General features: G+C 42.9%; 7 protein-coding genes, 1 pseudogene and 1 riboswitch. Of the genes and pseudogenes, 5 read left to right on the forward strand and 3 right to left on the reverse strand.

Annotated elements, in window-relative coordinates:
- Positions 1-5: 5 nt before the first annotated feature.
- The 5 genes from ligA to LH47_RS09150 all read left to right on the forward strand — a co-directional run bounded on the left by ligA (position 6) and on the right by LH47_RS09150 (position 5,800).
- A complete protein-coding gene (ligA, locus tag LH47_RS09130) occupies positions 6-2,012 on the forward strand; it encodes an NAD-dependent DNA ligase LigA (protein ID WP_043966722.1) in 2,007 nt (668 codons plus the stop codon).
- A gap of 15 nt (positions 2,013-2,027) precedes the next feature.
- Complete coding sequence (locus LH47_RS09135; RefSeq protein WP_043966724.1) at positions 2,028-3,161, forward strand: CamS family sex pheromone protein; 1,134 nt, start codon at positions 2,028-2,030, stop codon at positions 3,159-3,161.
- Between the two features lie 86 nt (positions 3,162-3,247).
- Complete coding sequence (pruA, locus tag LH47_RS09140) at positions 3,248-4,795, forward strand: L-glutamate gamma-semialdehyde dehydrogenase (protein ID WP_043966725.1); 1,548 nt, start codon at positions 3,248-3,250, stop codon at positions 4,793-4,795.
- A gap of 94 nt (positions 4,796-4,889) precedes the next feature.
- Entirely contained in the window at positions 4,890-5,471 is a 582-nt protein-coding gene (locus tag LH47_RS09145; RefSeq protein WP_235341095.1) for a nucleotidyltransferase substrate binding protein, read from the forward strand.
- Between the two features lie 11 nt (positions 5,472-5,482).
- Entirely contained in the window at positions 5,483-5,800 is a 318-nt protein-coding gene (locus LH47_RS09150; RefSeq protein ID WP_043966728.1) for a hypothetical protein, read from the forward strand.
- A gap of 123 nt (positions 5,801-5,923) precedes the next feature.
- On the opposite strand, the gene LH47_RS09155 is transcribed toward LH47_RS09150, so the two are convergent.
- From LH47_RS09155 to LH47_RS15255, 3 genes and pseudogenes are all read right to left on the reverse strand, one after another.
- Positions 5,924-6,445 (reverse strand): hypothetical protein, encoded by a 522-nt coding sequence (locus tag LH47_RS09155; RefSeq protein WP_043966730.1) that lies wholly within the window; start codon positions 6,443-6,445, stop codon positions 5,924-5,926.
- 68 nt (positions 6,446-6,513) lie between these two features.
- The gene (gene ade, locus LH47_RS09160; protein ID WP_043966732.1) at positions 6,514-8,226 is read right to left on the reverse strand and encodes an adenine deaminase; all 1,713 of its coding nucleotides are present in this window, start codon (positions 8,224-8,226) and stop codon (positions 6,514-6,516) included.
- Between the two features lie 22 nt (positions 8,227-8,248).
- A riboswitch (purine riboswitch) is annotated at positions 8,249-8,350 on the reverse strand.
- A gap of 200 nt (positions 8,351-8,550) precedes the next feature.
- A pseudogene (locus tag LH47_RS15255) lies at positions 8,551-8,695 on the reverse strand (UPF0236 family protein); the annotation flags it as partial.

The following is an 8,695-nucleotide window of genomic DNA, read 5'->3' on the forward strand; positions in this document are numbered from 1 at the left end:
AAAGGATGAAGAACGTGGCACAACACGACGTTGAAAAGCAAATTGCCGAATTGCGCCAACAAATTGAGAAATATAACTATGAATATTACGTATTAGACAAACCTTCTATTTCTGATGCTGAGTACGATGAATTAATGAGAAAATTGATGGAGTTAGAGGAACAATATCCACAATATAAAACACCGGATTCTCCGTCGCAACGCGTTGGCGGAGCGCCGTTAGAAGCGTTTGCAAAGGTGCTTCACCGCGTGCCGATGCTTAGTTTAAGCAACGCTTTTCATGAAGGGGATTTACGAGATTTTGACCGCCGTGTGCGCCAAGAAGTTGGTGACGTTCGTTACGTATGTGAATTGAAAATTGACGGTTTAGCTGTATCGCTCCGTTATGAAAATGGCTATTTCGTACAAGGAGCGACACGTGGGGATGGAACGACTGGAGAAGATATTACGGAAAATTTAAAAACGATTCGCTCATTGCCGCTTCGATTGCGTAAACAAGTGTCGATTGAAGTGCGTGGAGAAGCGTATATGCCGCGAAAATCGTTTGAAAAGCTAAATGAAAAGCGAAAAATGAATGGAGAAGAATTGTTTGCTAATCCGCGCAACGCGGCAGCTGGCTCGCTTCGTCAACTTGATCCAAAAGTCGTCGCGTCCCGTCAGTTAGATATATTTGTATATCATGTTGTCAATGCAGAAGAGCTCGGATTCGTCTCCCATAGTGAGTCGCTCAATTATTTAGACGAGCTCGGATTTAAAACAAATCCAACGTGGCAAGTATGCGAAACGATGGATGATGTACTTTCTTACATTGAACAGTGGCATGAGCGACGCTCATCATTACCGTATGATATTGATGGAATCGTTATTAAAGTAGATGCGTTTGCGCAACAAAAGCAACTAGGAGCGACAGCGAAAAGTCCACGCTGGGCCATTGCTTATAAATTTCCGGCTGAAGAAGTCGTAACGCAGCTCGTTCATATTGAATTGAGCGTCGGGCGAACAGGGGTAGTCACCCCGACAGCTATTTTACAGCCGGTACGTGTAGCAGGGACGATCGTACAACGCGCTTCTCTTCATAATGCGGGCTACATTCGCGAAAAAGATATTCGTCTTGGCGATTACGTCGTGATTAAAAAAGCGGGCGACATTATCCCGGAAGTTGTTCGTTCGTTACCTGAGCGGCGAACAGGGCAAGAGAAACCGTTCGATATGCCGACGCATTGTCCAGCATGTGCGAGCGAGCTCGTACGACTTGATGATGAAGTGGCTCTCCGTTGCGTCAATCCGCAATGTCCAGCACAAATTCGCGAGGGGCTCATTCACTTCGTCTCACGCCAAGCGATGAATATTGATGGATTAGGGGAAAAGGTGATTGCTCAATTATTTGAGCACGGCCTCGTTCGAAGTGTGGCCGATTTGTACAAGTTAACGAAAGAGCAACTTGTTGCACTAGAACGAATGGGAGAGAAATCAGCAACGAACTTGCTGCATGCGATTGAAGCATCAAAGCAAAACTCGCTTGAACGTTTATTGTTCGGACTTGGGATTCGCCATGTCGGCGCAAAAGCTGCCAAAACGTTAGCGGAACATTTTGAAACGATCGAGCGCCTCCAACAAGCGACAAAGGAAGAGTTGACGTCCATTCATGAAATTGGCGACAAAATGGCGGACTCGATTGTTACGTATTTTTCAAAAGAAGAAGTCAAACAGCTGCTGGACAGTTTGCGTTCACACGGTGTCAATATGGTGTACAAAGGTGCAAAACGGTCAGCTGACGTAAATGCCGCATTTGCTGGAAAGACGTTCGTTTTAACAGGTACGCTACAATCCATGTCGCGAGCGGAGGCGAAAGAAAAAATTGAAGCGCTAGGTGGGAAAGTGACAGGAAGCGTCAGTAAAAAGACAGATGTTGTCGTCGCGGGTGAAGACGCTGGATCAAAATTAGAAAAGGCAAATCAACTTGGCATTACGGTTTGGGACGAAGCGCGTTTTCTTCAAGAAATACAACAATAAAAGCAGGTGTGAATGATGAAAAGGCTGATCATATTGCTCACTTGCACGCTTCTTACTTTGTCAGCATGCGCGCCAAAATTTAATCAAGAAGAGCAAGTTGTGCAAGAAACAGATAATAAAAAACAAAAGGCGATTATTCCAAAGTACAACATTTCTAACTCGTATTATCGCACAATTTTACCGTTTCAACCCGGAGAGGCGCGCGGACTCGTCGTTGAAAATGTGAATACCCGACTAGATATGGATGAATTTGAACTCGGTTTAATGCGCATCGCACAAGACAAGTTTTCTCCGTCACAATATTTATTTCAACAAGGGCAATATTTAGATCGAAAAACGATTGAGTCTTGGCTCAAACGAAAACAAGGAAATGGCGAAGGATTGAATCCTGCGCTCGGAAATGAAGGGACAAATGAAGAAAAAAATAAAAAACATCCACTCTACATTTCACATATTTTAGAGCACAACTACTTAATAAAAACAGGGAACGATAAAGTGCAATTAGGTGGAGTCGTCATCGGGCTTGCGATGAATTCTGTCCATTACTATGAGACGGAAGAAGGGTATCCACGCGAAGTAAAAATTTCAAAGAGCGATATGGAGAAGGAAGGGAAAAAAGCGGCAGAAAAAATTGTTTCTCGTTTGCGTCAAATGGATGGATTAGGAGAAGTACCGATTGTTGTTGGCTTATTTGAACAACAACCGAAATCGTCCATTGTTCCGGGGCACTTTTTTGCGGCTGGTTATGTTGATAAGGGAAGTAACGCCATTCAAGATTGGGAAAAAATAAATGAAGAATATTACGTGTTTCCATCGGATGAAGCGGAAAAAAACCATCGCGATGATTTAGTCAAGTTTTTAAATTTGAAATCCGATATTGAAGAATTTTTTCCGAATTACACAGGGGTGATCGGTAGGGCATTTTACCGTGATGACCAACTACAACAATTGACAATCGACATTGTTATGCAGTTTTACGGAAAAACAGAAGTTGTTGGATTTACGCAATACGTCACAGGTCTTCTCATGGAAAAAATGCCTGATTACATGCCGATTTCTGTTTACATTTCTTCGGTGCGCGGACCGGAAAGTATTATTATAAAAAGCCCAGACAAAAATGAACCGTTTGTTCACATCTACCAACCATAAAAAATTTGAATATGTATGCTCCATCCGTTAGAATGAAATTGTGTGTATGAAAACGCTTTTGTAATTTCAACAAAGGGGGCTTACATATGGTACAACCTTACAAACACGAACCATTTACAGACTTTACAATCGAAGCAAACAAAAAAGCGTTTGAAGAAGGATTGAAAACGGTACAGGCTTATCTCGGTCAAGATTATCCGCTTGTCATTGGCGGCGAACGAATCATGACGGAAGATAAAATTGTTTCCATTAATCCAGCGAATAAAGCAGAAGTTGTCGGTCGCGTAGCGAAAGCGAATAAAGATTTAGCAGAAAAAGCGATGCAAACAGCCGATGCAGCATTTACATGGTGGAGCAAAACGAAGCCAGAAATGCGCGCAGACATTTTATTCCGCGCTGCTGCTATCGTCCGTCGTCGCAAACATGAGTTTTCAGCATTGCTTGTGAAAGAAGCAGGGAAGCCGTGGAAAGAAGCAGATGCTGATACTGCGGAAGCGATTGACTTTATGGAATATTATGCCCGTCAAATGTTGAAATTAAAAGATGGCATTCCTGTTGAGAGCCGTCCAGGAGAAACAAATCGTTTCTTTTACATTCCGCTTGGTGTTGGCGTTGTCATTTCACCATGGAACTTCCCATTTGCGATTATGGCGGGAACAACCGTTGCCGCGCTTGTCACAGGAAATACGGTGCTTTTAAAGCCAGCAAGTGCAACGCCAGTCGTGGCGTATAAATTCGTGGAAGTGTTAGAAGAGGCGGGCCTTCCAGCAGGTGTATTAAACTACATTCCAGGAAGCGGTGCGGAAGTAGGTGATTATTTAGTCGACCATCCGCGCACACGTTTCATTAGCTTCACAGGTTCTCGCGACGTTGGTATTCGTATTTATGAGCGTGCGGCTAAAGTACACCCAGGACAAATTTGGCTCAAGCGCGTCATTGCAGAAATGGGCGGAAAAGACACAATCGTTGTTGACAAAGAAGCAGATTTAGAATTAGCGGCACAATCGATCGTCGCGTCAGCTTTTGGCTTCTCTGGTCAAAAGTGCTCGGCATGCTCGCGTGTTGTCGCGCTTGAAGACGTGTATGACCAAGTATTAAACCGCGTCGTCGAGTTAACGAAGCAATTAAAAGTTGGCAACCCAGAAGAACAAAGCACGTTTATGGGACCAGTGATCGACCAATCGGCGTACAACAAAATTATGGAATATATCGAAATTGGGAAACAAGAAGGCAAGCTTATGACAGGCGGTGAAGGAGACGACTCGAAAGGCTTCTTCATTCAGCCGACGGTGTTTGCTGATCTCGATCCGAAAGCGCGTATTATGCAAGAAGAAATTTTCGGACCTGTTGTGGCGTTTACGAAAGCAAAAGACTTCGATCATGCGCTTGAAATTGCCAACAATACCGAATATGGCTTAACAGGTGCCGTCATTTCAAATAACCGCTTTAACTTAGAAAAAGCGCGTGAAGAATTCCATGTTGGTAACCTTTACTTTAACCGCGGTTGCACAGGTGCCATCGTCGGCTATCATCCGTTCGGTGGGTTCAACATGTCTGGAACAGACTCAAAAGCAGGCGGCCCAGACTACTTACTTCTTCATATGCAAGCAAAAACCGTATCCGAAATGTTTTAATAGAAAACCCCTCTTGGCGAAAACGCTAAGAGGGGTTTCAATTATGTAACATAAGAGCGATAATAAAGAAAAACATCTTTCGTATGATATAGAAGTGGGTGGTGATGGGCGATTGAGTACAAACATGTACGGATTAAAAAAGCAAACCTTTTATACGGTGGATGCTATTGATTATGAAAAGATCAGCAATGAAAAGCTCAAATCGTATATTGATCTCGAAGGAAAGACAATTTTTTTAACGAATGAACGCGGGGAGGCAGTCGTGACGATGAATAAAATCATTGATAAACTATTTGACTTTAAGAAAGCGTTAAATAAACTGCATCAAAGCATCGCGCGTGATGTGGCAAAAGACGACTTAGTTCTTGACGCGACAATTCAACGATTTGAGTTTACGTACGAACTAGCATGGAAATGGATGAAAAGCTACCTAGAATATAACGGAAACAACGAAGTCACAAGTCCGCGAAAAACGATCAAACAAGCGTTTAAAGAAGGGCTTATTCAAGATGGAGCAGCGTGGATTCAAATGTTAGAAGATCGAATCAGAACATCACATACATACGACGAAAAAATAGCGATGGAAATTTATGAACATGTTCGTCAGCGCTATGTTCATCTATTTGATCAGCTATTAGTCGAAATGAAAAAACGAGTTCGTGAATTAGAAGAATAGGGGGAGAATGAGTGAAAAAATTTTTAATAGGAGTTTTGTTGGCGTTTGTCATGTTTGCCCTTTCGCTCTCATTATTTAGCGGTTTTTCTTTCTTTATTGCCATTTTTCCAATTGCAGTACTAGCTGTTCCGTTTATATGTGCGGTAACAGAGGCGCTCATTTCTTTTATCGATGAAAAATGGGGATTTAAATGGGATTGGGCGGTTGTTTTAGGGATCGCAACGATTACGTCGCTTCCTTTTTATCCTCCTTTTGGCTTTGCAGCCCCGATTTATATGGGAGCACTGGGATATTATGTAGGGAGAAGACTATGTGCTCGATTACATTAGAGGCAATGTAGGTGTGTTCGGGATTATTTAATCCATTTTTGCAAGTGATGTTATGTTTGATAGAGAGAATGATCGATGAAAGAAGTATATGAATCGAATTTCATAGAGAGGGAAATGACCTCTCTATGAAAACAACCGATTTCTCATTTTGAAAAGTTCACGCTCAGTCATTGTTGTTTTATGGACGGTGAAATCGACATCAAGTTGGAGGTTGTTAAGACGCTCGTTGAATTGTTCATAGTGGGAGTCAATTTTTTCGTTTAGTGCGTGGATTTCTTGCTTCATTGCTGTCATTTCACCGCGCATATGATGCACGTCCATCGTTAAAGATTCAAGCTTTGCGTCCGTTTCCTCTTGACGATGGAGAAGAGCGTTCATAAGATCGTAAAGCTCTTTTTGTCCATTTTTTAATGCTTGTTGCTCTTCACGAATGAACTGTTGCTCTTTGCGGAATGCATTCATCTCTTCCCGCAAAGAGTTTATTTCTTCACGGAACGTTTTGTGTTCTTCTCGAATAGCCATTTGTTCTTCCCGAATAGCCCGTTGCTCTTCTCGAATGGCTCGTTGCTCTTCTCGAACGTCTTGTAATTCTTTTTGGATGTCTGTGACGATGGATAAAATTTTCTCCAACACTTGTGCACTCATGTTCTCACCTCCTTTTATACACAACCATATTATAACATCATTCGACAAAAAGAGGGATAAAAATCCCTCTATACTTCCACATCAATAAATTGAAACGATGAAACGTCAAATAAACCTTGGTCGGTTAATTTCAGCTCTGGAATAACCGGCAATGCCAGAAAGGCAAGTGTAATAAATGGGTTAAATTCTTCTGATGATCCAATGATTGTTAAGGCGTCGTGAATCGTTTGTAGCCGTTCTAGCACTTCTTCATATTTTCTCGCTGTCATCAGTCCTCCAATTTCAAGCGGCAATTCTGCTAAAACACGTCCGTTTTCGACGACGACAAGCCCGCCGTTTATACTTTGTATATGTTCAATGGCAGTAATGATGTCGTCATCATTCGTTCCGGTAGCGATGATGTGATGTGAATCATGTGCAATGGATGAGGCGATTGCCCCTTTTTTTAATTGGAATCCGTTGACGATGCCAACACCGACTCCAAGCCCACGGTGACGTTCGACAACAACAAGTTTTAGTAAATCTTGCTTGAGTGTCGGTTGGAAGACACCATTTTGGACGTTTACTTCTGTGATGAGACGTTTTGTATGCAAATGATTTGGAATAATTCGGATGACATTAGCACAATTTCCACGCGTAAATGGAATTTGTATATCTTCTTTTGTTACTTTTTTTGCATGAACGGATTGTATAATTGTTTTGTCAACCGAAGTTGTTTTTGTCACGGAAAAGGTAGCGTGTCCGTTGTCAGCAACGAGCGCCCCTTTTTTAAAGACATGCGTAATCGAAAATGACTGTAAATCATCCACAAGCAAAAAGTCGGCATCATACCCAGGGGCGATAGCGCCTTTCGTATATAGGCGATAACATTCTGCTGCATTTAATGTCGCCATTTGAATCGCTGTTATCGGCTCTATACCAGCTTGAATCGCTAGGCGAATATGATGATCGATGCTCCCTTCAGTGACAAGCTCGTCAATATGCTTATCGTCTGTGCAAAATAAAAAACGGCGCGCGTTATACGTATTGACTGCTGGAAGTAGTTTGTGCAAATCTTTTGCGACGGATCCTTCGCGAATTAAAACATACATGCCGCGTTGAACGCGAGCGAGCGCTTCGTCTACGGTGACACACTCGTGATCGGTATGAACATTGGCGCTTCGGTACACGTTCACGGCTGTCTCATCAAGACCAGCTAAATGCCCGTCAATCAGTTTGCCTACGGCATGGGCTGTGGAAAGTTTTGCGAGCATCTGCTGTTTTCCTTGTAGAAGGGACGGATAGTCCATCACTTCCGCAAGTCCGAGCACGCGCGGATGAGAAAAAAACGGTGCTAACTGTTCGGCATGAAGTGTCGCGCCAGCGTGTTCAAAATCGGTTGCAGGTACGCACGACGGCAACATCACATACACATCAAGCGGAATGTTGTTCGAATCGTTTAGCATAAATTCAATGCCTTTTGTTCCTGCGACGTTGGCGATTTCATGAGGATCTGTAATGACGGTAGTGACACCGTGTGGAACGACGACGCGAGCAAATTGGCTCGGTGTAACCATTGATGATTCAATGTGGACGTGTCCGTCAATTAGCCCAGGGCAAACGTATTTCCCTTTGGCGTCAATGACGGTGTGCCCATCATATGTACCGATACCAACAATTTTTCCATCGGCAATCGCAATATCCGCTTGCACGATTTCGTGTGTAAAGACGTTGACAATTTTTCCATTTTTGACGACAACATCGGCGAATTGTTTTTTTGAAGCTACAGCAAGTTGTTTCATTGATGTTCCTCCTCTCCAACTCGATACGAGGAGCAATCCTCGTAGTCAAACGATTTACGGTCGTTTGGTAGAAACTTTCGAACCATATTTCCGAAATTATACGAGTTGTTTTTTTGAAAATTTTTTTCATTCTACACTGACACTTTTTTTTCGTCAATGAGAGATTTTTTACGGAGTCAGTCAAGACTTTGTGGAGAACATTTTTTCGGTTCACTACGGGTGTTGTCAATCACTAGTTAGCGAACCATTTTCAGGAATTGATATCGTAAGCGCTTTTGGACTCTCATCCCTCATCTTGAAGTGATGATATTGTATTCCATTTTTTTACACCCAACCAAAATCCCGAAGCGCCGACAACGCTTGATGGATCGGCGTCCCGGATGACCGCTGCAGACACGGTAGATTCTGACGCACCACATCTGCCCACAACCGTCCTGCCTTCCGTTTGGCCTGTTCAACCCGCTTGGAC

It is taken from the genome of Anoxybacillus thermarum, from assembly GCF_000836725.1.
In the GTDB taxonomy this organism is placed as follows: domain Bacteria; phylum Bacillota; class Bacilli; order Bacillales; family Anoxybacillaceae; genus Anoxybacillus; species Anoxybacillus thermarum.

Coding starts and splice junctions, on each gene's coding strand:
- ligA (WP_043966722.1), top strand. CDS start 6: ATGAAGAACGTGGCACAACACGACGTTGAAAAGCAAATTGCCGAATTG.
- LH47_RS09135 (WP_043966724.1), top strand. CDS start 2,028: ATGAAAAGGCTGATCATATTGCTCACTTGCACGCTTCTTACTTTGTCA.
- pruA (WP_043966725.1), top strand. CDS start 3,248: ATGGTACAACCTTACAAACACGAACCATTTACAGACTTTACAATCGAA.
- LH47_RS09155 (WP_043966730.1), bottom strand. CDS start 6,445: ATGAGTGCACAAGTGTTGGAGAAAATTTTATCCATCGTCACAGACATC.
- ade (WP_043966732.1), bottom strand. CDS start 8,226: ATGAAACAACTTGCTGTAGCTTCAAAAAAACAATTCGCCGATGTTGTC.